Here is a 23,196-nt window from a genome sequence, read left to right as displayed (position 1 = left end):
ATACATCTGAATACCATGCAAAGCGTTGGTATAGCTTGTGTTGCGGACCTCGGGGGGCGCTGGTATAAAGGCTCACCGCCATCCTGAGGCTGCGTCAGTATGCACAGTGATGCGGGATCGCGTGGCAACGCCTTCCATAGAATCCTTCCGATCCTTTCCTGCGTTGTCCCGTCCCCAACCTATCCGCGGGCCGAATACCTGTTTAAGGGAGTAACTCAATGAATAAAACCGATCTGATCAATGCCGTTGCCGAACACGCCGAACTGACCAAGGCTGATGCCGGCCGTGCGCTCGAAGCCTTTTTCGAGACGGTGCAAAAGGCTCTAAAGAGTGGCGAAGACGTGGCGGTCGTCGGCTTCGGTACCTTCACCGTTCGCGAGCGCGCTGCCCGTACTGGTCGCAATCCTCGCACCAATGAAGAGATCAAGATCGCCGCTTCGAAGATTCCAGCGTTCAAGGCTGGCAAGGGACTCAAGGACGCCGTAAACTAAACGGCCGATTTGGTTGCGGGCGCTTAGCTCAGCGGTAGAGCGTCGCCCTTACAAGGCGAGGGTCGTAGGTTCGATCCCTACAGCGCCCACCAGTATGTGGAGCGGTAGTTCAGTCGGTTAGAATGCTGGCCTGTCACGCCGGAGGTCGCGGGTTCGAGTCCCGTCCGCTCCGCCACGGTTTGCAAGGGCGCCCCCGTGGCGCCCTTGTTGTTTAGGACATATCGAACATGCGCGGCAACGCGCCAACACCATCGCGGGAAGATCTATGCTGCAATCACTACGCGACAAAATGCAAGGGTGGCCAGCCATTGTGGTGCTGGGCATCGCCGTATTTGCGATGTCATTCTTCGGCATCGAGGGTTACTTCAGCTCGCAGGTTGAATCCTTCGTCGCCAAGGTCGGCAAACGCGAGATCGATCAGCAGCATTATCAAGACACAATCAACCGCATTCGTCAGCAGCAGCGTGCGCAGATGGGTGACCAGTTCGACGCGAGCGTTTTCGACAAGCCCGAATTCAAGCAGCAGATCCTGGATCAATTGATCGCCCAGCAAGTGCTGCTGCAAGCCAATGAAGACCTCGGCATGCGGGTGTCGGATCAGGCTCTGCGCGATACCATCGCCTCGAACCCGGCGTTCCAGGTCGATGGCCAGTTCAGTGCCGACATGTACCGCGCGCAACTTGCCGCTGCAGGCATGACACCGGACATGTTCCAGAACAATATCCGCACCTCGTTGGAAAGCAGCCTGCTGCCGGATGCCATCAGCGGCAGCACCATCGTCACCCAGGCCGATATCGATCGCTATCTGGACATCAAACTGCAGCGCCGAACGTTCCGCTATGTCGTGCTACCGCGCCAGACGCCGACAGACAGCCAGGTAACGGACGCGCAAGTGCAGGATTACTACAAGACGCATCAGGCGGATTTCATGAATCCGGAACGGGTGTCGCTGAAGTACATCGAGGTGAAAGCAGCCGACCTGAAGTCGAAAGCTCCGCAACCTACCGACGAAGAATTGAAGAAGCGCTACCAGGATGAAATTGCCCGTTTCGGCTTGCCAGAGCAGCGCGAGGTTTCGCACATTCTGATCAATGTGCCGAAAAACGCCACGCCGGATCAGCAGAAGGTCGCGCTGGAGAAGGCCGAAAAGATTGCCGCCCAGGCCACCCCGGAAAACTTCGCCAAGCTGGCGCAACAGAATTCGGACGACGTGGGTTCGAAGCTCGCTGGTGGCGATCTCGGCTGGCTGCAGAAGGGTGTAACCAACCCAGTGTTCGAATCGACTATGTTTGCCTTGCAGAAAGGCCAGATTTCCAAGCCGGTGCTATCCGACGAGGGCTATCACATCATCTATCTGCGTGACGTCCGAAGTGGTCAGACCAAGCCATTTGAAGAAGTGCGCGACCAGCTTGTGAAGGAAGCCACCTCGGCCGATCACGACCGTGCTTACAACGACGCCGCGGGCAAGATGACCGACCTGACCTCGCAGAATCCAGGCTCATTGGAGTCAGCTGCGCAGGCTTTGCAGTTGCAGGTCAAGGAAACATCGCTGTTCAGCCGCACGGGTGGCGAGGGCATTGCTGCCAATCCGAAAGTGATCGCGGCCGCGTTTTCCAATGACGTGTTGAATTCCGGCAACAACTCCAACCTAGTCGACCTGGGCAAGACGGATTCGGTCGTGCTGCGCGTGGACAAACACGTACCGGCATCCCCTAAGCCGATTGCCGAAGTGCATGATGCGATCGTGCGGAAAATTCTGGACGAACGCATTGCCAGCGCGGCGCAAGAGAAGGCCGACGTGCTGGTCCAGCGATTGGGCAAGGGTGAGGACATCATGACGCTGGCCCAGGCCGAACATGCGAATGTGCAAACGGTCAATCAGGCACAGCGCGTGCAGCAGGGTGTTCCGCAAGCCTTGCTCGACAAGGTTTTCGTGATGCCACATCCGATGACTGATGGCAAGCCGCAGTTCGCAGATGTGGCGCTGGATCATGGCTCTTACGCGGTGCTTGCGTTCGACAAGGTGGAAGGTGGCGACTTGTCGAAGCTCACTGATGACGATCGGCGTCAGCTCTATCGCCAGATGGTGCAAGCTTATGGTGGTGTGGAAACCCAGGGCTTCGTCGATATGCTGAAGACCAAGACCAAGATTCAGATCGCCAAGGATCGTATGTAACTGGCGAGGTCGTGCCTATAAAAAGGCGGTCCCCAAGGAGTCGTCTTAGCAGTCTAGCAGCTGGGCGCGAGCAGGGGATTCAGGGTGAATCGAGCTTGAGCACCTGTCCGAGCTTGAGCGGTTTGCCGTGCAGATGGTTCAGGCGCTCGATCTTGCTGACGCTGGTGGAATAGTTCTTCGCGATCTGCCAGAGATTTTCGCCATTGCGCACCGTGTGGGTGCGGGCGTGGCGCGTTTTGTTGGAAAAGGTCTGGGTACTCTCATCCGTGATCGTCGGTTGATCCGCAAAGAGAGAAGGTGGCGGTGGGTTGTTGATGCCAGACAGGCTGGCTGTCATGTCCTGGTCGTTCGCCATCTGCATTGCCGTGCGCAATTGTTCGGCATTGCGGTGTGGCATCAGCAGCCGATGTCTGGGTGTATTGGCATCCACCGTATTGCTCAACAGTGCCGGGTTCAGTCGTTTGAGCGAATCCGCATCCATGCCGGCATGGATGGCTGCGGTGGACAGTGTCATGCCGTGATTGACTTCAACCGTTTCCAGGTGCTGGTCAGCCGAAAGCGTCGGCAGTTCCACATTGAAGCGTTCCGGATCGCGCACGATGCAAGAAATGGCTAACAGCTTGGTCAGATGCTCGCGTGTGACGCGCGGTACCGGCATCTTTGGAATGGCCGGTTCATCCGGCGGCAGACCGTGCTGCCGCACCAGCCGTTGCATGCCGAATTCGCCGCGATTGAAGGCGTAATCGACCAGGCGCCAATCGTGTAGATCGTTGTGATAGTCGCGCAGCATACGCATGACGCTGTCGGTCGAAGCGGCGGTGTCCAGACGGCCGTCATAGCCGTGATTGGCATGCAGGCCAATCACTTTTGCTGTACTGGACACAATCTGCCACATACCCGCCGGCAGATTGTGATGCCCAGGCACTGACCGATATTGACTTTCCACCCAAGGTAGCAGGGCGAATTCGCCGGCGACGTCGTATTTTTCGGCCACCTGCTGCACGTAGATCAACTGCGGCAGTGCTTGGCTCATCTGTGTTTCAAAGCGCTGTGGACTCTGCGTATAGCGATGCGCCCAGACCATGATTTGCGGGTCTGCATCGCAGTCCGACATCGCGAAGCTGTTGCGCAGCCTGTCCCACACTTTGGCCGTGTCTGCCTGCGATGCTGGCGGCGCAGTTTCCGGCTGTGTTGCGGCCGTCGGTGATGGTGTGGGTGAGGGCATCGGTGTGGGTGTCACCGTTGCAGGTGCGTGGGTTGGGCCGGTGGTGGGCGGGGTTGCGCAAGCTGCAAGTAGCGAGGCAAGTACAGCAGGAAGAAATCGCGGCGTCGGTTTCATGCGCGGAATGCATCCTTGGCAGAACGCAACGCAGCGAAGCGAGTCACTGGATCATTGGCGGCACCATGCCGGCGACACCAATCGATCACGCTCTCGCTGTTTATGCGCAGGAAAGGATTGCAGGCCAATTCGCTCGACAGTGTTACAGGCACACTGGGGCGATGATCGGCGCGCAGCTTCGCGACTTCGTCGAGCCGCTGCCGGAGTGCAGCGTTATCGGGATCTATGGTTTGCGCAAAACGACCGTTCGCAACCGTGTATTCGTGTCCGCAGCACATCAGGGTGTCGCCGGGTAGCGAAGCAAGACGTTGCAAGGAAGCAAGCATCTGCATTGGCGTACCCTCAAACAGGCGGCCACAACCAAGACTGAAAAGGGTATCTCCGCACAGCAGCACACCTTCACCGACGTAAACGATGTGGCTTAGCGTATGTCCTGGTACGGCGATGATGTCGAAGCGCGCAGAGGGTTGTGGCAGCGACAGGGTTTCGCCATCCTTCACGTGGTGCGTCGCGACCTCGATGCGCTCGTCATCGGGCGCATAGACGGGAACGTCGTAGATGTCGCGCAGACGACCCGCGCCGCCGATGTGATCCGCATGGTGATGTGTCAGCAGAACGGCACGCAACACCAACCCGCGCGAAGCGAGCGCAGCCTCGACTGGAGCGGCTGCGCCCGGGTCGACCACGATGGCCTGCTTGCTCTTGTCATGCAGCAGCCAGATGTAGTTGTCGGCAAGCGCCGGTAACGGTACGACGTGCAAGGGCGTTCTCCGCTCTGTTTTCGTATCGACTGGCGCAGGCTTCCCGCATGCGCGCAGCTTGGGACTATAAAACCCCAGGCGTGAGGGGGCGTTAGATATGCGTTAAGGATGCTCTGATCTATTCCACGTCGCCGGCATGACGTGGAATAGATCAGAGCATCCTTAATAGATATATCTTTCGAATAGGGCTGGGTGCAGGTTCGTCTTTGTGGGGTCACCCGCTAAACTCTGGGTCCAGCCCGCCCCGCGACAGGCCATCTTACATGCCACAGCGCACCCAAGATATTTATGCCAGTGCGCCCATGCTTGGTCTGCTCGCCGACGAGGCAGTGGCCTACATCCCGGACTTGCGCCGTTGTACGGGCAGCCGGGCGTTGTTGCTTTCGGCGGCCTCCCAGGACAGGCCACCTAATCCTCCCTACCTTGGTCAGTGGGTGACACTGCGACTGGCCCAAGGACGGTTTCAGGGTGACATTCACGCTAGCGCAACCGAGCCACTGCCCTTTCTGGATCAGGTCTTCGATCTGGTCTTGGTTCGTCATGCGTTGGAACCTGCGTCGCTGTCTCTGGAAGAGATCTCCCGGGTGCTGGCCCCGGGCGGGATGCTTGTGCTGACCGGGATGAATCCCCTCAGCGGCTGGATCCCCTGGTGGTTATGGCAGACACGGGGCAGCGCCTCGCATGCGATGTCCCCCATTCAGATCGCCGCTCGTCTGCGTCGCGCCGACCTGCAGGTCGAGCGGGTACAAAGGGTAGGGCGTGCACTGCCGTTGGCGTCGAAAGGGAGTAGCGAAGCGTCCAGGCTGCTGGGTGGCGGGTATGTGCTGATTGCGCGCAAGAATGGGCCGATGAGTACGCCCACACGGTTGCGTCCCAAGCCAGTGACGACACCTGTTCGGGCAGGTCTTGCACCGGGTGCACGGCGCAGTTCGGTCAGTTGAGCAACACTACAAATACACGCATAGAGAAGTCGGAGCAGAACGAGTGGCGGATGTGGAAGCGTTTACCGATGGCGCATGCCTTGGCAATCCCGGCCCGGGTGGATGGGCTGCGTTATTAAGAGCCAGGGGAACAGAAAAGATACTGAGCGGTGGTGAAGCGCAGACCACCAATAACCGGATGGAACTGCTTGCTGCGATCAGCGCACTCGAAGCGCTCAAGCGCCCGTGCCAGGTCACGGTTACCACCGACTCGCGTTACGTCATGCAGGGTATCGAAGAATGGGTGCCGCGCTGGATCAGCAATGGCTGGCGTACCGCCGACAAAAAGCCGGTGAAGAACCAGGATCTCTGGCAGCGTCTTGCGGCAGCGGCGGCACCGCATCAGGTGCGCTGGCAATGGGTGAAAGGACACACTGGCCATGTCGAAAACGAACGGGTGGATCAGGCTGCGCGCGAGCAGGCAGAGCAATTCAAGGATATAGGAACACCCCTTACATGAGGCAGATCGTTCTCGACACCGAAACCACCGGCCTCGAAGTACGCCAGGGGCATCGCCTGATCGAAATTGCTTGCGTTGAAATGATCGAGCGCAGGCTCTCGGGTCATCACTACCAGACTTACCTCAATCCTGATCGCGCCATCGATGAAGCCGCGCGTGAGGTGACAGGTATTGCGGACGAGTTCTTGCTCGACAAGCCGCGCTTTGCGGACATTGTGGAAGAGTTCCTGGCGTTTATCGATGGCGCCGAACTGATCATCCATAACGCCACCTTCGACGTAGGCTTCCTCGATGCCGAGCTGGCGCGTGCCGGCGAACACTACGGCCGCATCAAGGATCATTGTACGGTGCTGGATACGCTGACGATGGCGCGCGAACGCTATCCCGGCCAGCGCAACAGCCTCGATGCATTGTGTAAGCGACTGGGTGTGGATAACTCGGCACGCGACCTGCATGGTGGTTTGATCGACGTGCAGCTCCTGGCGGATGTCTATCTGGCCATGACGTCTGGGCAAGTCGTGCTCGACCTGGGATTCGAAAGTACCAAGGAAACCGGTGCACAAGCGATCGTTACGCCGCTGGTGCTGACGCGGCGTCCCCGTGTATTGCGAGCCAATGAAGAAGAGCTGGGTGCGCATACCCAGCGTCTCGATGCATTGGACAAGAGCGCAGGCGGGCAATCGGCTTGGCGCAAGCAGGAAATGGGAGCGTGAACGATCGGGCACGTGTCAGCGAACGCGTGCCAGAATTGCCGTGATGTTGTCGCTGCCGCCATGATCGAGTGCGGCCAGTAGCAAGTGATCGATGCATTCCTGCGCGGCCAGGTCCTGGCGCCCAACCACACCAGCAATAGCGTTGTCGTCCACCTCCTCGGTCAACCCATCACTGCACACCAGAAAGCTCATGCTGGGCGCAAGCTCGCCCTTCGCCAGGCTGATATGTAGTTGTCCAAGTGCGGTAATGCCCAGCGCTTGGGTTAGCACATTGCGTTGCGGATGCCGCCTGGCCTGCAATTCATCGATCAGCCCTGCCTCAACCAGGCGCTGCACCAGCGAGTGGTCGTGGCTGATCTGACGCAGCCCATTCTTCCATTGATAGATGCGGCTGTCGCCCACCCAGACCACTTCGTAACTCTGGTCGGAAATACGGATGGCTGCAACGGTGCTACCCATCGGCAGCGCATCGTCATAACGCTGCGCGCGTTCCAGCACTTGCGTGGCCGCGCTATGCACGGCCTGGGCCAGCGATTGCCCATGCCGCACACCTTCCACCACGGCATCCCGCGCCAATGCAGAGGCTACTTCGCCGTGTTGATGCCCACCCATGCCGTCGGCCACCAAAAAGAGGCCTAGCGCGGCATCGGCGTAATAGGTGTCTTCGTTGCGCGTACGGCGCAATCCAACGTGGGTTCCGTGTCCGAATTCGATCATGTGAATCTGCTACGTGAATAGCCGCAGCATGCCGGATGTGGATGCGTGGCGCAAAAGATTCTGTGAATTCGCATGGGTGGGATTGTCCGGTCCATTCTCTGCATCCGCTGATGCTGCGAAACGTTTGGTATAGGCGACATTCCATTGATCAGTGTGATCTTCCCTAGACAGCAGTGGGCCCGCGCCGGGCGACGGGCAAACGGCTATGATTTGCCGAATCAGTTGCCAGCCCCTCGACAAGCACGTACCATATTTGGTTCGCGCCGAACCAAGGGCACCTTACCGGAGAGGTGGCAGAGTGGTCGAATGTACCTGACTCGAAATCAGGCGTACGTGTAAGCGTACCGTGGGTTCGAATCCCACCCTCTCCGCCACAAAAATAGAGCCAATTCACTGTTTTCATTTGGCTTCTAAACAGGCAGTAACGGTTGGTATGCCAAAGAGTATGCCAGCCGTTGTTGTATCTGACTGTAAGGTCATCAATCGTAGTCGGTGATTTCGACGTCGTGAGCAGCGCCATCTTTCCAGATGAAGCAAACACGGAATTGATCGTTCGAGTATCACATACGCAACGAGGCGGTGTTGCCACCGCCCCGTCATCAACGCTTTGCGAATCAACCGGCTTTTTTCTTGGCCAGCCGCAGCCAGGTATCCACCACCGTGTCCGGATTCAGCGACACCGATTCGATGCCCTGGTCCATCAGCCATTCGGCCAGATCCGGGTGATCGGAGGGCCCCTGGCCGCAGATGCCGACGTATTTGTCGCGCTTGCGTGCGGTTTGAATCGCCAACGACAGCAGTTTCTTCACCGCCGGATCGCGTTCGTCGAACAGGTGGGCGACCACGCTGGAATCGCGGTCCAGCCCTAAGGTGAGCTGGGTGAGGTCGTTGGAGCCGATGGAGAAGCCGTCGAAGATGTCGAGGAATTCGTCGGCCAGCAGAGCATTGGACGGCAGCTCGCACATCATGATGATCTTCAGGTCGTGCTCGCGTTGCTTGAGACCGTTCTTGCCGAGCACCTCGACCACCTTGCGGCCTTCGTCCAGCGTACGCACGAACGGGATCATCACCCAAACATTGATGAGACCCATCACTTCGCGGACGTGCTTGACGGCTTTGCATTCCAGGCCGAAGGATTCGGCAAAGCCGGCGTCGACGTAGCGGCTGGCGCCACGGTAGCCGATCATCGGGTTTTCTTCATGCGGCTCGTAGCGCGAACCGCCAAGCAGGTTGGCGTACTCGTTGGATTTAAAATCCGACAGGCGCACGATCACCGGTTTCGGATACACCGAAGCGGCAATAGTGGCGATGCCTTCGACCAGACGATCGACATAGAAGCTCACCGGATCGGCATAGCCGGCGATGCGCGCGTCGATCTTGGCTTTGATTTCGGCATCCTGCTTGTTGTATTCGAGCAGTGCTTTCGGATGCACGCCGATATGGCTGGCGATGATCATTTCCAGGCGGGCCAGACCGATGCCGGCATTCGGCAGCATGCCGAAGTCGAAGGCGCGTTCCGGGTTGGCTACGTTCATCATGATTTTCAGCGGTGCTGCGGGCATGGCACCGAGGTCCGCCGTGACGCGATCGAACTTGAGCTGGCCTTCGTAGATCATGCCGGTATCACCCTCGGCACAGGACACGGTCACCGCATGGCCATCCGGAATGGTATCCAGCGCATTGCCCGTGCCTACTACGGCGGGCACGCCCAGTTCGCGCGCGATGATCGCGGCGTGGCAGGTGCGGCCGCCGCGATTGGTGACGATGGCGGAGGCGCGCTTCATCACCGGCTCCCAGTCGGGGTCGGTCATGTCAGCGACGAGCACATCGCCTGGCTGCACCTTGTTCATGTCGGCGAGCGAGCGGATCACGCGCGCCTTGCCGGCGCCGATTTTCTGGCCGATGGCGCGACCTTCAGCCAGCACCTTGCCTTGCTCGCTGAGATGGAAGCGTTCCAACTGGGTGGCGTGGGCGCGGGATTTCACGGTTTCCGGGCGGGCCTGCACGATGTACAGCTTGCCGGTGTTGCCGTCTTTCGCCCATTCGACATCCATAGGGCGGCCATAATGCTTTTCGATCACCAGCGCCTGCTTGGACAGTTCTTGCACGTCGGCATCGGTGATGCAGAAACGGTTGCGGTCAGCCGTGGGCGTTTCTTCGATGCGCACGCGCTCGTCCGGTTTGTTCGAATAAACCATGCGTTGCTGCTTGGCGCCGAGGCTGCGGCGCAGTACGGCTGGCTTGCCTTCTTTCAACGTGGGCTTGAATACGTAGAACTCATCCGGGTTCACTGCGCCTTGCACCACCATTTCGCCCAGGCCATAGCTGCCGGTGACGAACACGACATCGCGGAAGCCCGATTCGGTATCGAGCGTGAACAACACGCCGGAAGCGCCCACGTCCGAGCGCACCATCAACTGCACGCCGGCGGAGAGGAACACGTCTTCGTGCTTGAAACCCTGGTGCACGCGATAGGCAATGGCGCGGTCGTTGTAGAGCGACGCGAATACTTCCTTCACCTTGTGCAGCACCTCGTCGATGCCGACCACGTTGAGGAAGGTTTCCTGCTGGCCCGCGAACGAAGCATCGGGCAGGTCTTCAGCAGTGGCGGAGGAGCGCACGGCGACGGCGATGTTGTCGCTGCCGGTATCCTTGCAGAGCTTGACATAGGCGTCGCGGATGGCGTTTTCGAGGTCGACGGGCAGGGCGGTGTCGACGATCCAACCACGGATTTCCCTGCCGCCGGCGACCAGGGTGTCCACATCATCCACATCCAGCGCGGCCAGCCGTTCGGCGATGCGCTTGGATAGGCCGCTTTTTTCCAGATACTGCTGGAAGGCGTCTGCCGTGGTGGCAAAACCGCCCGGCACGGAGACTCCGAGCTGGGCCAGATGACCGATCATCTCGCCGAGTGACGCATTTTTGCCGCCGACCTTGCCAAGATCAGTCATGCGCAGTTGGTCGAGCCAAAGCACCAGGTCGTTCAAGGGAGTCTCCTCAAAGAGCTCGTCATTAATAAGCTGGGGGCGGTGTGGGGGAAGTCCGTGCCGCGAAAGATTGGTATTGTCCGCTGCTGATGGTGCGTGGCACAAGAAGACCATTCCAAACCGTAGCCGCGCCAACTGCATACCAGTCAGGCGTTGGTCAAGCAAAGACAGGGATTACTGCTTGCGATATGGTGCAGGACAGGAACCCATCAGCCTATGGAAAACGCATGCAACGTTCGGTTTTTTTCATTTCCGATTCCACTGGTATTACGGCCGAGACGATCGGAAACAGCATCCTTGCCCAGTTCGACGGGGTGCAATTCGAAAAGCATCGCCTACCGTTTATCGATAACTCGCAAAAAGCCGAAGCCGCAGCGACGCGCATCAAGACCCGCTATGCCCAGAGCGGAGATCGGCCGATCGTGGTCAACACCATGGCCGATCGAGCGTTGTGCGACATCGTCGCGACCAGCGGTGCGTTGATGCTGGACGTGTTCGCTCCGTTTATCGGGCCGCTGGAAGAAGAGCTCGGCACCCGTCATTCCGGTGCAGTGAACCGTTCGCACGGCCTGGTGGATTTCGACAAATACGAAGCGCGTATCAACGCCACCAACTACGCCTTGAGCCATGACGATGGCATGGACGTGGATTACGCCCAGGCCGACTTGATCCTGGTGGGGGTGTCACGCTCGGGGAAGACACCCACCTGCCTGTACATGGCTTTGCATTATGGGGTGAGCGCCGCCAATTACCCGCTGACCGACGAGGATCTGGAAAAGCTCGAACTACCGTCCCGCCTGCGGGCGTACAAGAATCGTTTGTTCGGCCTGACTATTGAGCCCAATCGCCTGGCGCAGATTCGCGAACAACGGCGCCCAGGCAGCCGTTATGCCACGCTGAAGCAATGCAAATGGGAGCTGGATCAGGCTGACCGGCTGTTGCGGCAGGCAGGGGTTCCCTGTCTCAATACCACACATGTATCGATCGAAGAGATTGCGAGCAAAATCTTCGATCAGTTCGGTATTGAAAAAACCATGTTCTGAGCGATGGAGAAACCCTTAACCTTATGAGTGTCGTACTCGACCGCCGTACCGCCTTGCTGCCAGGACGCTTCGAGTTCCTGATGGGACTCTATGCCGAAAACTACCATCGGCTGACGCGCCTGTTTGCGCCACAGAAGCTGGAGCCGGGCGATTATGTGTCGGATGTCGACGATGGCTTGCCGGTGCATCTGGTGGTGCAGGAATGCCACCCGTACACGCTGGAGCTGGAACTTACCTATGGATTTGTCGACGCCCAGACCGGGCGTCGCGCGCCCTCGGCCCAGTTGCGTGTTTACACCGACGCGCATGTGGCAGAGGCCTTGCATTGCCATCCCGGGCGTCACTTGTGGCAGGTGCTGGGACCGTTCACGCCTACGCATACCGTGTTCCAGCACCGCTTGCAGATGAACAGCTTCCTGGCTCGCTGGCTGGAGTATTTGGGAGAGCAGAGGCATTCAGCCGGCACGCTGGAACGCGTGCCGAAATAAGCCGGGCAGGTGGTTCAGAGAACTCCTAACACGCAACCCGCATGTGCCCTTGCGTAATATTCAGCCCTCACGGGGTACCCGCGACGTGGCAGCGGCGCATGCGACGTGTTCACGCACAAACAACATGATCCATGCCTTCTCGCAAGATGGCTCTCCCCCCGGAGGGGCTTGAGCGATCCAATCAGGCCGTCACGGCAAGATAAAGGCCGCGACGACTCGCCGCCCTTCGCCCGCGAGCAGGCCATAGGTGCGCGCGGCGGCGGCGTTGTCCATCACTTCGATACCAATACCCAGACGCAGGAAGCCGGCCATGAAGGCGGCTGGCGGAAACTGCTGGCGGAAGCCGGTGCCGAGCAGCACCACTTCGGGTTTCAGTTCGAGGATGCCATCGACATGGCTTTCGTCCAGGGCTTGGGCGCTGGTAACAGTCCAGTGTTCCACGGCGCGTTCCGGTGCAAGCAGAAAGCTGGCGGTGAGCTCGCGATCCACCACCGTAATAGCGTTAGGGGCGACCCGACGTACAAACAGGAAATCGCCCGGTCGATCCAGCGACAGATCCATCGTGATTCCTCAGCGGGGCAGGGCCAGACGCGGATCGTCTTCGTTGCGCCGGAACAGCACCACAATATGGCCAATTTGCTGCACGTTTTCCGCGCCGGTGCCATGGATCAGCGTATCGATCTGGGCCGCGCGCTCTTCTTTGTCGCCGCCGGACAACTTCACCTTGACCAGTTCATGGTGCGAAAGCGCCAGATCGAGCTCTTTCACCACGGCTTCGGTCGCACCCTTGGCGCCCAGCAGGATCACCGGATGGAGGTCATGGGCAAAGCTGCGCAGGTAGCGGCGCTGTGAAGGGGAAATGGCCATGTGTTCAGTTTGGGATTCGCGGCGGGATGACCGCGCAGGGTATCATGATCGCCCGCTGTCCCCGGCCCATTCCCCACCATGCCTCGCAGCAAGAGTAGTTCCCGCTGGCTGCGGGAGCATTTCGACGATGTCTACGTCAAGAAGGCCCAGGCTGAGGGTCTGCGCTCGCGCGCCGTTTTCAAACTGGAAGAGCTGATCGAGCGCGATCACCTGCTCAAGTCAGGCATGCGGGTGGTTGATCTGGGTGCAGCTCCCGGCGGTTGGTCGCAACTAGTCCGGCAGCGCTTGGGCGATAGTGGTGCCGTGGTGGCGCTGGATATCTTGCCTATGCAGGGGATTGCCGGGGTGGATTTTCTGCAGGGTGATTTTCGTGAAGAAAGTGTCTTGCGTGAACTTGAGTCCCACCTGGAAGGGCAGAAGCTCGATCTTGTGCTGTCGGACATGGCCCCCAATATGAGTGGGGTGGCACTGGCCGACCAGATCCGAGCCATGGATCTGGCCGAACTGGCACTTGATTTCAGCAGGCACTGGCTCAAACCGGGCGGAGCGTTTCTAATCAAGCTGTTCCAGGGAACGGGTTTTGATGATTACCTGCGCAGCTTGCGCGCGGATTTTTCGCGCGTAAGTATGCGTAAACCTAAAGCCTCCCGCGCGCGTTCGCGTGAGGTATACGCGCTGGCTACCGGGTTCAAACCGGCGGAGCGGCAAACTGGCGAGAACCACGCATGAACGAGACATGGAAAACCCTGTTGCTCTGGCTGGTGATTGCGGTGGTATTGATCACCGTCTTCCAGAGTTTCAACCCGCACGGTGGCGCCTCTTCGGATCTGGCTTACAGCAGCTTCGTGCAGAGCGTGGATAGCGGCAATGTCGCGACCGCCACGATCAGCGCCGAAACCCCCGCCACCATCAGTGGCAAGCTGAAGGATGGCAGCAACTACCGCACGGTAGCCCCTGTACTCGGCTTTTCCACCAATACGGTGATCAAGCAGATGCAGGATAAGAATGTCACCGTCACCCAGGATTCCGGCACGGGCTTCTCTCTGATTGGCTTGTTGGTGAACTGGCTGCCGGTGATCCTGATCGTCGGCGTGTTCATTTGGTTCATGCGCCAGATGCAACAGGGCGGCGGTGGCCGTGGTGCGATGAGCTTCGGCCGTTCGCGCGCCAAGCTGCAGGGTGAGGATCAGGTCAAGGTTAATTTCAGTGACGTCGCTGGCTGCGACGAAGCAAAGGAAGAAGTCGGCGAGCTGGTCGAGTTCTTGCGCGACCCAGGCAAGTTCCAGCGCCTGGGCGGCAAGATTCCGCGTGGCGTGTTGATGGTCGGCCCGCCCGGTACTGGTAAAACGCTGCTCGCCAAGGCGATTGCGGGTGAGGCCAAGGTGCCGTTCTTCTCGATCTCCGGTTCCGACTTCGTGGAAATGTTCGTCGGCGTGGGTGCATCGCGTGTACGCGACATGTTCGATCAGGCGAAGAAACACGCACCGTGCATCATCTTCATCGATGAAATCGACGCAGTCGGCCGTCACCGTGGTGCCGGTCTCGGCGGTGGTCACGACGAACGCGAGCAGACCCTCAACCAATTGCTGGTGGAGATGGATGGTTTCGAAGGTACCGAGGGCATCATCGTCATCGCGGCCACCAACCGTCCTGACGTGCTGGATCCGGCGCTGCTGCGTCCGGGCCGTTTCGACCGCCAGGTGGTGGTTGGCCTGCCGGACGTGAAGGGCCGCGAGCAGATCCTCAAAGTGCACCTGCGCAAGGTGCCCACCGCCAGCGACGTGGACGCGATGGTGATCGCGCGTGGTACACCGGGCTTCTCCGGCGCGGACCTCGCCAATCTCGTCAACGAAGCAGCGCTGTTTGCCGCGCGCGAGAATGCTCGCGAAGTGCGCATGAGTCACATGGACAAGGCGCGCGACAAGATCCTGATGGGTACTGAGCGCCGCTCGATGGCCATGAGCGAAGACGAAAAGAAGCTCACCGCCTATCACGAAGCGGGCCACGCCATTGTCGGTCGCGTCGTGCCCGAGCATGATCCGGTCTACAAGGTCACGATCATTCCGCGTGGCCGCGCGTTGGGCGTCACCATGTACCTGCCGGAAAGCGATAAGTACAGCATGAACAAGGTGGCGATCGAATCGCAGCTTTGCTCGCTGTACGGTGGTCGTGTGGCTGAAGAGCTGATCTTCGGCGCGGATAAGGTCACCACCGGTGCGTCCAATGACATCGAGCGTGCTACCAAAATGGCCCGCAACATGGCCACCAAGTGGGGTTTGTCCGATGCGCTGGGTCCGATGACCTATGGCGAAGAGGAAGACGAAGTCTTCCTGGGTCGTTCGGTCACGCAGCACAAGAACGTCTCCAACGAAACCGCACGCAAAATCGATGAAGTGGTGCGTGACATTCTCGATCACGCCTATGCCCGCACCACCCAGATCCTGACCGACAACATCGACAAACTGCACGTGATGGCCGATGCCTTGTTGCAGTACGAAACCATCGATGCACACCAGATCGACGATATCATGGCTGGCCGCGTCCCGGGTCCGCCGGCGGACTGGTCGAAGACCTCCTCGTCGTCCGGTTCGTCCGTGCCACCGCCGCCACCGCGTGGCGATGCCGGGGCGAAGGTTGGGGATCCGGCCACGCAGAGTCGGATCTGAGTGATCCCTATTAGTGCATACAAGGCCGTCCTTTGTGGGCGGCCTTTTTATTGTGCGCCAGGCACGGCGCGTAGCGCCGTGCCTGGCGCTGTCTGTCTCGCTGTGGTGGCGAGAGAAACGACTAATCGGTGAAAGTCCGGAACCCACCCGGCAAGGGGAAGGGTCTAGCCGAACAGCAAGGGAATTCTCCGCGAGGAGGCGTCTGAAGGAAGCTGCAGGCAACATGCTGGTTCGACGAACAGGAAGCGGATAGAGGCGGCGTAGCGGGGTGAGACAGCCATAAAGGCCAAAGCCCAAAACTTGCACGGAACGCTACGACCAGAGGACACCCCGGTCGGGCGCTTCACTAAAGTCTTACAAAACGAAGGCTTTATCGAACTATTGCGAAGAGCGCCAATAAGGTGTGTAAACACCTATACATCCAAATGCTGGACTGAAGATCATCATGAACACCGTTCGCTGGAACATCGCTGTGTCGCCGGACGTGGATCAGTCCGTGCGCATGTTCATCGCCGCGCAGGGCGGCGGCCGCAAGGGTGACCTGTCGCGTTTCATCGAGGAAGCCGTGCGCGCCTACCTACTGGAGCGCGCCGTCGATCAGGCCAAGACTGCCGCCGCCGGCATGAGCGAAACCGAACTGACCGATCTCATTGACGAGGCTGTGCAGTGGGCGCGTGAGCACTGATGCGCGTCGTCCTCGACACCAACGTGCTGCTCGGCGCACTGATTTCGCCACACGGGCCACCCGATGCGATTTATCGCGCCTGGCGCGCGACGCGCTTCGAGCTGGTGACATCGGCGGCGCAACTTGATGAGCTGCGGCGAGTGAACCGCTACCCCAAGCTCAAGGCCATCCTGCCCGCACACCGCGTCGGCACGATGGTCAACAACATGCAGCGCGCCATCGTGCTGGCGCAACTACCGCCGCTGTCGGATGGCATCGAGGCGAACGATCCGAACGACGCTTTCCTACTGGCAATGGCCTTGGGCGGCGAGGCCGACTACCTGGTGACAGGCGACCGCCGCGCCGGGCTGCTGCAACGCGGCCGCATTGGGCGTACGCACATCGTCACGCCGGCCATCTTCTGCGCCGAGGCGCTTTGAGCCATGCCGGTCAATTTCCTGTCCACCACGCAACGGGAACGCTACGGCCGCTATCCAGACACGCTTTCCAGCGAAGAACTGGCGCGCTACTTCCACCCGGACGACGATGACCGTGAGTGGATCGCCACCAAGCGGCGCGACAGCCATCGGCTGGGTTATGGTCCTGCAACTGACCACGGCCCACTTTCTCGGCACCTTCCAGGAAGACCCGGCCGCCGTGCCCGGCGCGGTACTGCATGCGCTGTCGTCCCAGCTTGGCATCGCCGACCCCGACTGCGTGCTGGCCTACCGCGAGAGCGAACAGCGCTGGCGGCACACCATCGAGATTCGCGCCCGCTACGGCTATCGCGAGTTTGCTGATAGCGTCGTGCAGTTTCGCCTTGGCCGCTGGCTGTGCGCGTTGTGCTGGACAGGCACCGACCGGCCGAGTGTGCTGTTCGATTACGCCAACGGTTGGCTGGTCGGCCACAAGGTGCTGCTGCCCGGCGTCACGGTACTGGAGCGCTTCATTGCCGAGGTGCGCTCGCGCATGGAGTCGCGCCTGTGGTGTCTGCTCGTGCGCGGCGTGACGGCCGAACAGCGGCAGTGCCTCGAGGACCTGCTCAAGCCTGCCGAGGGCAGCCGGCAGTCCTGGCTGGATCGGCTGCGCAAGGGGTCGATGCGTCCCGAGGACGAGGTGCGGCTGTCGCCCTTCGGCCACGAGCACATCAACATGCTCGGGCGCTACTCGTTCTCGGTGCCGGAGGCTGTTACGCGTGGCGAGTTGCGGCCACTAGAAAAAACACGTGATACACCACTTTCCTGACGACAGAGTTACAAGGTATGCAAGCCAAGTTAAATCACGATACCCAGGCCGGCGCAGCAGTTTACTCACCGCGGGTCCTGAAAATATACGATTGGTGGGTACTGGGGTTCTCTAACCGAGGCGGCTAGGGCAACCTAGCGCCCGACCCGATTGGGATGAAAGCCACAAATAATTTTACCAGGGTATTATTTGGCAGCCATCAACTTGCCGAAGCTATTAGCGTCGCGTATGATTCGTTCCATTATATTAATGCATTAGTACATTATGAAGCGCCGATCGATCGACCCAGAGACCCCGGACGAGTCCGCCAAGGACAGCTTGTGCCGGGCTTTGCTCTCGCTGAAAAACGTAGAAGAAATGGATGCCTTCCTCAATGACCTGTGTACGCCCGCCGAACTGGAAGTGTTGGTGGATCGCTGGCGTGTGGTGCCGTATCTGCTGGAAGGTGTGTCTTACCGCGAAATTCATGAGCGCACAGCGGTCAGCATCACCACCATCGGCCGCGTGGCGCGCTATCTGAATCAGGGCGCCGGCGGTTATCTGGCTGCGGCCGCGCGTGCCTCGCGCAGTCGCGCGGCGGCGAAAAGGGCCAAGGTATGAAACCCAGAGATCGTTTGCGCATCGCTATGCAAAAATCCGGCCGGCTGACCGAGCCCGCGCTGGAGCTGCTCAATCGTTGCGGCCTGACTTTCCGCCAAAGCCGCGACAAGCTCTTCTGTTTCGGCGAAGGCGAGCCGGTAGATCTGCTGCTGGTTCGCGATGACGATATTCCAGGCCTGATCGCCCAGGGCGTGTGCGACCTGGGGATCGTCGGCCGCAATGTGCTGAGTGAATTCAAAGGTGCCGCGGGCAACGGGGCCGCTGCATTGACCGAATGGCGCCCGCTGGGTTTTGGACGCTGCCGCCTCTCCATCGCCGTGCCGCAGGATATGGACTATCGCACGCCACAGGACCTGGCTGGCCAGCGCATTGCCACGTCGTATCCCGGGTTGCTTCATCAATGGCTGAAAGAGCAGGGCGTGGATGCCGCGGTCGTTACGCTCGCCGGTTCAGTGGAAATTGCGCCCAAGCTGGGCACGGCCGACGCTATCTGCGATCTGGTGCAAAGCGGTGGCACCTTGGTCGCCAACCAGTTGCGCGAAACCGATGTGCTGCTGCAAAGCGAGGCCGTGCTGACGGGGCCGAATGCACTGCCGATCGACGAACGCGGCGATATGATCGAGCTGCTGCTTAAGCGCCTGGATGGTGTGATCCAGGTGCGTGAATCGCGCCTGCTGTTGCTGCAAACCTCGCGAACGTCGCTCGATGCCGTCACGCGGCTGCTCCCGGGCGGCCCGCAGCCAACCTTGCTGCCGGTGGCGGGCCAACCCGATCAGTTGATGTTGCAGGCGCTGTGTGCCGGCGAAGTAAGCTGGCGCCAACTGGAAGAAATCAAGAGGGCGGGTGCACGCGAAATGTTCGTACTGCCGGTCGAAAAAATGCTTGCTTGAGCGTGATTGGGCATGAAACGAATCCACTGGAATACCCTGGTCGAAACAGAACGCAGTGCCGCATTGGCACGTCCCACGCAAGCGCGTGCGGATGCATTGAGGCATGGCGTGGAGCAGATCATCGCTGCCGTACGCGGCAACGGCGATGCAGCCCTGCGTGAACTGTCCGCACGCTACGATCGCTGTGCGCTGGATGCCATCGAAGTGGATGAGGCGGAGTTTGCCGCCGCGGAAGCGAAGCTGGCGCCGGAGCTCAAAGCCGCCATCCGTGAAGCGGCCGGCCGTATTGAAGCCTTTCACCGTGCCGGAGCTCCGCAGCCTGTTAGCGTGAACACGGCTGTCGGCGTACGCGTCGAGCGCATGTTGCGCCCGATCAATCGCGTGGGGCTGTATGTGCCTGCGGGTAGCGCGCCACTGCCTTCGACCGCCTTGATGTTGGGTGTGCCCGCACGCATCGCTGGTTGCCGCGACGTAGTGTTGTGCTCGCCCGCGCGTGCCGATGGCAGCTGTGACGAAACCGTGCTGTTTGCAGCGCGTACTGTTGGCGTGCGCCGCGTCTTCAAGCTTGGCGGCGCACAGGCGATTGCTGCCATGGCGTATGGCACGGAAAGCGTGCCGCGTTGCGACAAGTTGTTCGGCCCGGGTAATGCCTGGGTGACCGAGGCCAAGCTGCAGGTATCGGCGGATCCGGAAGGAGCGGCGATCGATATGCCTGCCGGCCCCTCGGAAGTGCTGGTGATTGCGGATGCCAATGCCAATCCGGTGTTTGTCGCGGCGGATCTGCTGTCGCAGGCAGAACACGGGCCGGATTCGCAGGTGATTCTGGTCAGCCCCTCGGCGACGCTGCTCGACAAGGTGGCGGTTGAAGTGGATCGGCAATGCGCGGAGCTGCCGCGCAGCGCCATCGCGGAACAGGCCTTGTCGCAAAGCCGCCTGATCGAGGTGAAGTCTTTGGCGCAGGCCGTGGAAGTCAGCAATCGCTATGCGCCGGAGCATCTGATCCTGCAGGTGAATGCGGCGCGCGAACTGCTCGGTGATGTTGAAAGCGCCGGCTCGGTTTTTGTGGGCGCCTGGACACCGGAATCGGTGGGCGATTACTGCAGTGGCAGCAATCACGTGCTGCCGACGTATGGTTATGCGCGCAGCTATAGCGGCGTGTCGGTGGCTAGCTATCAGAAACAGATCACCGTGCAGGAACTGGATCCCAGTGGCCTGCGCGCGATCGGCCCATGTACGGCCACGCTGGCGGCCGCCGAGCAGCTTGAAGCACATCGTCGTGCCGTCACGCTGCGTCTGGCTTCGCTGGGTATGCACGTATGAGCGTGCTCGATCTTGCACGGCCGGAAATCCGCACACTGCAACCGTACTCTTCGGCACGCATGGAAGCGGGCGGTGGCCAGATCATGCTCAATGCCAATGAATCGGCGTGGGCGCCCCATGGCGACGGTGGGCTTGGCTGCCATCGTTATCCCGAGCCGCAGCCAGCGGCGTTGCTGCAGACGTTGGCGGCACTTTATGGCGTGAGGGAAGAGCAGCTATTTGTCGGCCGTGGCAGTGATGAAGCGATCGATTTGCTGGTGCGTGCGTTCTGTCAGGCCGGCGAAGACGCCGTCCTGATCCAGCCGCCGACGTTCGGCATGTATGCGGTCAGTGCGCGCATTCAAAATGCAGCGATTATCGAAGTGCCGCTAGCCGGAGATTTCAGCCTGGACGCACCTGCTTTGCTGGCGGCGGTCACGCCGGCTGTCAAACTGGTGTTCCTGTGCACGCCGAACAATCCGAGCGGCCAATCGATTGCCCACGAGGAGATCGAGCGAGTAGCGCAGACACTGGCCGGCAAGGCTTTGCTGGTGGTGGATGAAGCCTATGTGGAATTTTCCACTCAGGGTAGCGTTGCGGACCTGATCGATCGTTATGAACATCTGGCGGTGTTGCGCACTTTGTCCAAAGCCTGGGCGCTTGCCGGTGCGCGTATCGGTAGTTTGCTGGCGAATCCGCAGGTGATTGCGCTGGTCCGCCGGATCATGCCGCCGTATCCCTTGCCCTTGCCTTGCGTGGCAGCCGCCATGGCGGAGTTATCGCCTTCGGGGCAAGCCGAGGCGCGTGAACATATCGCCATCGTGCGCGAGCAGCGCGCACTGATGCAGGCAGCTTTGGGTCAGCTTCCGGGTGTGCTTGAAGTGCTGCCATCGGATGCCAACTTTCTCGCGGTGCGTTTTGATGACGCGGGAACGGTTTATCAGCGTTTGCTGCAAGCAGAAATTGTGGTGCGCGACATTCGGCGTTATCCCCATTTACAGAACGCGCTGCGCATCACCATCGGAACACCGAAAGAAAATGCACAGGTGCTTGCCGTGCTGAACGAGGGCAGGGCATGAGCCGCAAGATTTTGTTTGTCGACCGCGACGGTTGCCTTATCCACGAACCTGTCGACGAGCAGATCGACAGTTACGAAAAGCTCGATCTGCTGCCCGGAGTGATCGCCGCGCTGCAACGCATCGTCGGCGCGGGTTATGAACTGGTGATGGTCACCAATCAGGATGGCTTGGGCACGGAGCGCTTTCCGGAAGCGCATTTCGATGGCCCGCACAATTTGCTGATGCGCATTCTGTCCTCGCAAGGCATTCGCTTTCGCGAAGTGCTGATCGATCGCAGCTTTCCGCATGAAGAACTGGATACGCGCAAGCCCGGCATTGGCATGATGCGTCAGTACCTGGCGGACGATGGCTGGATGCGTGCCGATTCGGCCATGGTGGGCGATCGTGAGACCGACCTGCAATTTGCGGCCAATATGGGGGTGCGCGGTTTTCGCGTCGGTCCTGACGGTATCGCTTGGGAGGATATCGCCCATCAATTGCTGGATCGGCCGCGCGTGGCCGAAGTCGTGCGCAATACCAAGGAAACGCGCATCAACGTTCGCGTGGATCTGGATCGCGTAGCCGATCCGGTTGCACACACCGGACTGGGTTTTTTCGATCACATGCTGGAGCAGATTGGCAAGCATGGTGGTTTCGCGCTGCGCGTCGAGTGCGATGGCGATACCCGGGTCGATGAACACCACACCATCGAGGATTGCGCGCTGGCGCTGGGTCAGGCCCTGCGTCAAGCCTTGGGTGACAAGCGTGGCATCGCCCGTTATGGCTTTACCTTACCGATGGACGAATCGCAGGCCAGCGCGGCGTTGGATCTTTCCGGCCGACCCTATTTCGTGTTCGAAGGCCAGTTTCCGCGCGAGCGTGTCGGTGATATCCCGACGGAACTAGTGCCGCATTTCTTCCGTTCGCTGTGCGACACGCTGGGCGCCAACTTGCACCTTGCGGTGAAGGGCGAAAACGCGCATCACATGGTCGAAGCCTGTTTCAAAGTCACCGCCCGGGTGTTGCGTCAGGCCATTCGCCGCGAAGGCAATGAGCTGCCAAGCACGAAAGGAGCCTTGTAATGAGCGTGGTGCTGGTCGATGCCGGTGGCACCAATATCGGCTCGGTGCGTTATGCCTTGCAGCGCCTGGGTGTCGATACGGCGCTTACCGCCGACGCCGGACAGATTCGTGCGGCCGACAAGGTCATTTTGCCGGGTGTCGGCGCAGCCGCGCCCGGCATGGCGAGGCTGCGCGAGTTGGGGCTGGTGGACGTGATTCGCTCACTCACCCAACCGGTGCTGGGCGTATGCCTGGGCATGCAATTGTTATGTGAGCATTCCGCCGAGGGCGATACGGATTGCCTGGGCGTGATTCCTGCGCAGGTTCGTCGTTTTGAAGAAGCACCTGGCCGATGCGTGCCGCATATGGGCTGGAACCGCCTTGTGTCCATCGTGCGGCATCCCTTGCTGAAAGAGCTGGAAGATGGCGACTGGGCGTATTTCGTGCACAGTTATGCCGTGCCCAAGGGTGATTACACGCTGGCGAGCAGCGAATACGGTGATGAATTTTCCGCCGTCATTGCGCGCGGTAATTTCCATGGCATGCAGTTTCATCCGGAGCGTTCGGCGCAGGTTGGCGCGAAGTTGCTGAAGAATTTTTTGGATCTCTGATCATGATGCAAGGTTATCGGCTTGACATAGCCTCGCCGTCATCCCAGCGAAAGCGGGGATCCAGTGCCTTCGATGCGGCT

Annotated in this window: 23 protein-coding genes, 3 tRNA genes and 1 pseudogene; 21 read left to right on the top strand and 6 right to left on the bottom strand. The window is 60.0% G+C overall.

What is annotated here, in order from left to right:
- Positions 1 to 218 precede the first annotated feature (218 nt).
- From EO087_RS06670 to EO087_RS06655, 4 genes are all read left to right on the top strand, one after another.
- On the top strand, positions 219 to 491 hold the full coding sequence (locus EO087_RS06670) for an HU family DNA-binding protein (RefSeq protein WP_128898188.1): 273 nt from the start codon (positions 219 to 221) through the stop codon (positions 489 to 491).
- Between the two features lie 17 nt (positions 492 to 508).
- Positions 509 to 583: transfer RNA gene (locus EO087_RS06665), tRNA-Val, on the top strand.
- Between the two features lie 6 nt (positions 584 to 589).
- Positions 590 to 666 (top strand) — tRNA-Asp (locus tag EO087_RS06660).
- Positions 667 to 756: 90 nt separating this feature from the next.
- Entirely contained in the window at positions 757 to 2,667 is a 1,911-nt protein-coding gene (locus EO087_RS06655) for a SurA N-terminal domain-containing protein (protein WP_128898187.1), read from the top strand.
- 79 nt (positions 2,668 to 2,746) lie between these two features.
- Here the strand turns inward: EO087_RS06655 and EO087_RS06650 are convergent, their stop codons facing one another.
- Entirely contained in the window at positions 2,747 to 4,006 is a 1,260-nt protein-coding gene (locus tag EO087_RS06650; RefSeq protein WP_240669152.1) for a LysM peptidoglycan-binding domain-containing protein, read from the bottom strand.
- Entirely contained in the window at positions 4,003 to 4,767 is a 765-nt protein-coding gene (gene gloB, locus EO087_RS06645) for a hydroxyacylglutathione hydrolase (RefSeq protein ID WP_128898186.1), read from the bottom strand. Before gloB ends, EO087_RS06650 begins: the two co-directional genes overlap by 4 nt.
- Before the next feature lie 263 nt (positions 4,768 to 5,030).
- Between gloB and EO087_RS06640 the strand changes: the two genes are divergently transcribed.
- Genes EO087_RS06640 through dnaQ form a run of 3 tightly spaced genes read left to right on the top strand, consistent with a single transcriptional unit; the run spans position 5,031 to position 6,920 of the window.
- Positions 5,031 to 5,708 carry a methyltransferase domain-containing protein gene (locus EO087_RS06640; RefSeq protein ID WP_128898185.1) on the top strand — a complete coding sequence of 226 codons (678 nt, stop codon included), beginning with the start codon at positions 5,031 to 5,033 and terminating at the stop codon, positions 5,706 to 5,708.
- Between the two features lie 43 nt (positions 5,709 to 5,751).
- Positions 5,752 to 6,207 carry a ribonuclease HI gene (gene rnhA / locus EO087_RS06635; RefSeq protein WP_128898184.1) on the top strand — a complete coding sequence of 152 codons (456 nt, stop codon included), beginning with the start codon at positions 5,752 to 5,754 and terminating at the stop codon, positions 6,205 to 6,207.
- Positions 6,204 to 6,920 carry a DNA polymerase III subunit epsilon gene (gene dnaQ, locus EO087_RS06630; protein ID WP_128898183.1) on the top strand — a complete coding sequence of 239 codons (717 nt, stop codon included), beginning with the start codon at positions 6,204 to 6,206 and terminating at the stop codon, positions 6,918 to 6,920. Before rnhA ends, dnaQ begins: the two co-directional genes overlap by 4 nt.
- Before the next feature lie 15 nt (positions 6,921 to 6,935).
- Here dnaQ and EO087_RS06625 read toward each other — a convergent pair whose 3' ends face one another.
- Positions 6,936 to 7,637, bottom strand: coding sequence for a protein phosphatase 2C domain-containing protein (locus tag EO087_RS06625; protein WP_128898182.1), 702 nt, complete (start codon positions 7,635 to 7,637; stop codon positions 6,936 to 6,938).
- A 284-nt stretch (positions 7,638 to 7,921) separates the two neighbouring features.
- Here EO087_RS06625 and EO087_RS06620 point away from each other — a divergent pair.
- A tRNA-Ser gene (locus EO087_RS06620) sits at positions 7,922 to 8,011 on the top strand.
- Between the two features lie 240 nt (positions 8,012 to 8,251).
- On the opposite strand, the gene ppsA is transcribed toward EO087_RS06620, so the two are convergent.
- Positions 8,252 to 10,624 (bottom strand): phosphoenolpyruvate synthase, encoded by a 2,373-nt coding sequence (gene ppsA / locus EO087_RS06615; RefSeq protein WP_128898181.1) that lies wholly within the window; start codon positions 10,622 to 10,624, stop codon positions 8,252 to 8,254.
- 227 nt (positions 10,625 to 10,851) lie between these two features.
- Between ppsA and EO087_RS06610 the strand changes: the two genes are divergently transcribed.
- The gene (locus EO087_RS06610) at positions 10,852 to 11,667 is read left to right on the top strand and encodes a pyruvate, water dikinase regulatory protein (protein WP_128898180.1); all 816 of its coding nucleotides are present in this window, start codon (positions 10,852 to 10,854) and stop codon (positions 11,665 to 11,667) included.
- Between the two features lie 23 nt (positions 11,668 to 11,690).
- Positions 11,691 to 12,155 carry a DUF1249 domain-containing protein gene (locus tag EO087_RS06605; protein ID WP_128898179.1) on the top strand — a complete coding sequence of 155 codons (465 nt, stop codon included), beginning with the start codon at positions 11,691 to 11,693 and terminating at the stop codon, positions 12,153 to 12,155.
- 189 nt (positions 12,156 to 12,344) lie between these two features.
- Here EO087_RS06605 and EO087_RS06600 read toward each other — a convergent pair whose 3' ends face one another.
- Complete coding sequence (locus EO087_RS06600) at positions 12,345 to 12,716, bottom strand: Mth938-like domain-containing protein (protein WP_128898178.1); 372 nt, start codon at positions 12,714 to 12,716, stop codon at positions 12,345 to 12,347.
- Positions 12,717 to 12,725: 9 nt separating this feature from the next.
- Positions 12,726 to 13,022 (bottom strand): ribosome assembly RNA-binding protein YhbY, encoded by a 297-nt coding sequence (gene yhbY / locus EO087_RS06595; protein WP_128898177.1) that lies wholly within the window; start codon positions 13,020 to 13,022, stop codon positions 12,726 to 12,728.
- 78 nt (positions 13,023 to 13,100) lie between these two features.
- On the opposite strand from yhbY, the gene rlmE reads away from it, so the two are divergent.
- The 11 genes and pseudogenes from rlmE (at position 13,101) to hisH (ending at position 23,116) form a co-directional block, all read left to right on the top strand.
- Entirely contained in the window at positions 13,101 to 13,751 is a 651-nt protein-coding gene (gene rlmE / locus EO087_RS06590; RefSeq protein ID WP_128898176.1) for a 23S rRNA (uridine(2552)-2'-O)-methyltransferase RlmE, read from the top strand.
- Positions 13,748 to 15,688: an ATP-dependent zinc metalloprotease FtsH gene (gene ftsH / locus EO087_RS06585; RefSeq protein ID WP_164931788.1), complete on the top strand. Its 1,941-nt coding sequence runs from the start codon at positions 13,748 to 13,750 to the stop codon at positions 15,686 to 15,688. Before rlmE ends, ftsH begins: the two co-directional genes overlap by 4 nt.
- 445 nt (positions 15,689 to 16,133) lie before the next feature.
- The gene (locus EO087_RS06580; RefSeq protein ID WP_128898175.1) at positions 16,134 to 16,373 is read left to right on the top strand and encodes a ribbon-helix-helix domain-containing protein; all 240 of its coding nucleotides are present in this window, start codon (positions 16,134 to 16,136) and stop codon (positions 16,371 to 16,373) included.
- Entirely contained in the window at positions 16,373 to 16,792 is a 420-nt protein-coding gene (locus tag EO087_RS06575; RefSeq protein ID WP_128898174.1) for a putative toxin-antitoxin system toxin component, PIN family, read from the top strand. The genes EO087_RS06580 and EO087_RS06575 overlap by 1 nt, the downstream gene beginning before the upstream one ends.
- Before the next feature lie 3 nt (positions 16,793 to 16,795).
- A pseudogene (locus EO087_RS06570) lies at positions 16,796 to 17,670 on the top strand (DUF4158 domain-containing protein); the annotation flags it as partial.
- 191 nt (positions 17,671 to 17,861) lie between these two features.
- Complete coding sequence (locus EO087_RS06565) at positions 17,862 to 18,197, top strand: YerC/YecD family TrpR-related protein (RefSeq protein WP_128898173.1); 336 nt, start codon at positions 17,862 to 17,864, stop codon at positions 18,195 to 18,197.
- Positions 18,194 to 19,087 (top strand): ATP phosphoribosyltransferase, encoded by an 894-nt coding sequence (gene hisG / locus EO087_RS06560; protein ID WP_128898172.1) that lies wholly within the window; start codon positions 18,194 to 18,196, stop codon positions 19,085 to 19,087. The genes EO087_RS06565 and hisG overlap by 4 nt, the downstream gene beginning before the upstream one ends.
- A 12-nt stretch (positions 19,088 to 19,099) precedes the next feature.
- Positions 19,100 to 20,407, top strand: a complete 1,308-nt coding sequence (hisD, locus tag EO087_RS06555) for a histidinol dehydrogenase (RefSeq protein ID WP_128898171.1) — start codon at positions 19,100 to 19,102, stop codon at positions 20,405 to 20,407.
- Positions 20,404 to 21,465 carry a histidinol-phosphate transaminase gene (hisC, locus tag EO087_RS06550; protein ID WP_128898170.1) on the top strand — a complete coding sequence of 354 codons (1,062 nt, stop codon included), beginning with the start codon at positions 20,404 to 20,406 and terminating at the stop codon, positions 21,463 to 21,465. Before hisD ends, hisC begins: the two co-directional genes overlap by 4 nt.
- Complete coding sequence (hisB, locus tag EO087_RS06545; RefSeq protein WP_128898169.1) at positions 21,462 to 22,526, top strand: bifunctional histidinol-phosphatase/imidazoleglycerol-phosphate dehydratase HisB; 1,065 nt, start codon at positions 21,462 to 21,464, stop codon at positions 22,524 to 22,526. Before hisC ends, hisB begins: the two co-directional genes overlap by 4 nt.
- On the top strand, positions 22,526 to 23,116 hold the full coding sequence (gene hisH / locus EO087_RS06540; protein ID WP_128898168.1) for an imidazole glycerol phosphate synthase subunit HisH: 591 nt from the start codon (positions 22,526 to 22,528) through the stop codon (positions 23,114 to 23,116). Before hisB ends, hisH begins: the two co-directional genes overlap by 1 nt.
- The last annotated feature ends 80 nt before the right edge of the window (positions 23,117 to 23,196 follow it).

This window comes from Dyella sp. M7H15-1 (assembly GCF_004114615.1).
Classification (GTDB): Bacteria; Pseudomonadota; Gammaproteobacteria; order Xanthomonadales; family Rhodanobacteraceae; genus Dyella_B.
The sequence above is the reverse complement of the archived record's forward strand: the minus strand, read 5'-3'. Positions and strand labels throughout refer to the sequence as shown.